The sequence below is a fragment of the Staphylococcus sp. 231237_7MaSpsaltlick genome (assembly GCF_043107035.1).
Genome location: NZ_JBICNX010000086.1, coordinates 1 through 2,099, shown reverse-complemented (window position 1 = coordinate 2,099; position 2,099 = coordinate 1). Strand labels below are relative to the sequence as shown.

The window sequence follows — 2,099 nt, the reverse complement described above, 5'->3', positions numbered from 1 at the left end:
GTGCATTATTAAATGATTTCTTCCCTTTGAGTAATACACTTTTAATAATTCGTATTTCTCTAATTTCAAATTTACTTAAATAGTCTTGAAGTTGTTGTGGCAATTCTTCGAGTACTTGGAACTTAAGCGCATCATTATTAAATTCGGTTTGTTGATGATTTGTATGATCCGAATGATTATTGTTTATTGGATTGTTGTATGTATCATTCATATCATGCGTATCATTATTCTCAGTCTCTATATAATCAGTATTACTTAGGTCAGTATCATTAGTGTATTCTTTTGATATGTCATGATGTATCAAATTAATATTTCTTGATGTATCATTATCATATTTCTGGACGTATGAATTTGATACATCCGTGTTATTGCGATGTTCTATATCGTTTTCTTGCTGTGAAATATAATATACATCAGCTTCTGTTACTTCCGGTTTTTTAATATATAATTTATTAGGTTTATTTAAACCTACTCTTATTTGATTGAATAAATCAGCTTGAGTTAATTCTTTTTTTATTTTAGATAGCTTATTTGGACTACTGATATTTAAAATAGATTTAAGCTTTTCGTTGGTATAAATAAAAAAAATATCTCCATTTTTATCTACCCAATTATTTCTTATGGATAAATCTAAACGATCTCTTAGTATTGACCAAGTTATTTTTGCATCATTAGACAATTTAGTATATTTAGGATTCGTAAAAAACACTTTAGGTAATTGATAAAATTTCTCTTTTTGGATTTCTTTAATATTAAAGTTGGACATACAAAAACCTCTTTCATATTTAAATTTCTAAAAGAGGTAATAAAAAAGCTTTAAGTAAGTTTATATGTATTCGACTTGCACTAATAATTCTTAGTATATATAATAAGAATATAACAACTATATAAACAAACAAATCACTTGTTTTATTACCGAAGAAACCTGACTATTCCCGTAGTTGGGTTTCTTTTATATATATTTATATTAACACTTTTAAAAGTTTTGTTAAATTGTTTATATACATTTGAGTGTATGCATTTTCAAAGAAGGATAAAACTTCGTATAATGTCTTTATATGGTTATGTCGTATAACACCGTATAAACACTTATATAGCAAGCATAAAGAGCGTATAACACCTATATAACTAGTTTAAAAGCTTATACATATAACCTTATATACCTATACGTATAACCGTATAGAGTTATGCGTATAGCAAATTATATGTCCTTGTAATAACAAGTATAATGGCTATATAATGGTATAAACGTTATGTGCATAACTATATGGAGGCCGTTATATGAAGAGTATGAAGGAAATTGCCGATGAATTAAACGTAACAAAAATGACTGTTTATAATAATGCTAAAAAAGCAAATGTAAAATTTCAAAAAATCGATAACGTAAATTACTTAACCAGTGAAGATGAAATTATAGTAGTAAACCGAATAAGAAAAAATCAAAATAAGAATGATGATTTTGAAAGTGAAAAAAAAGAAGAAGCTAAACCTAATAATGATAACCTGGTGAAAGATGAGACAATAAAACAATTATATAACCAGGTAGATATATATAAAGAACAATCAAATAGAGATAAAGAGCAAATAAATACACTTAATAGACTTTTAGAGAATCAACAAGTATTAGCATTAGAAAGTAATAAGAAGATTCAAAAATTAGAGAATCAATTAGAGGAAGAAAGACAGCTTAATTATTCCTTTGATACATCTGTTAATGATAGACAAAACGTTAATTCGCAAGAAGCAACATTTACTGGAGAGTCTAAATATACTGATCAACAACAAGAATGGGAACAGCCTACAGAGGTGCAGCATAAAGATATACCTGAAGAGAAAGAGAATGAAAACCTCAATGAAGAACCATCCACAATAGACGATAAACAATTCGAAGAAATAGATAATGAATACGAAGATAAGGAAGAAAAACCACCTAAAAAAGGTTTCTGGAGTCGGTTGTTTGGTAATTAACACAATAAAAAGCGCTACAAGCTCATGTGAACTGACCCCAACTAATGGGAATAAAATAAAAACACTTCCGTTGAATTCATTTAAAATGAATCATACGGAGGTGTTTTTTCTATGAAAAGAGTGTCTTATTC

At 27.5% G+C, this 2,099-nt stretch carries 2 protein-coding genes; one reads left to right on the top strand and one right to left on the bottom strand.

Translation table 11 applies throughout. The annotated features are described in order from the left end of the window. Positions 1-766: replication initiator protein A (locus ACF91D_RS29885; protein WP_392438345.1), on the bottom strand; the 766-nt coding region annotated here is incomplete at its 3' end. Positions 767-1,281: 515 nt separating this feature from the next. Here ACF91D_RS29885 and ACF91D_RS29880 point away from each other — a divergent pair. Next, entirely contained in the window at positions 1,282-1,968 is a 687-nt protein-coding gene (locus ACF91D_RS29880; protein ID WP_392438343.1) for a DUF536 domain-containing protein, read from the top strand. Positions 1,969-2,099: the final 131 nt, after the last annotated feature.

Coding starts and splice junctions, on each gene's coding strand:
- ACF91D_RS29880 (WP_392438343.1), top strand. CDS start 1,282: ATGAAGAGTATGAAGGAAATTGCCGATGAATTAAACGTAACAAAAATG.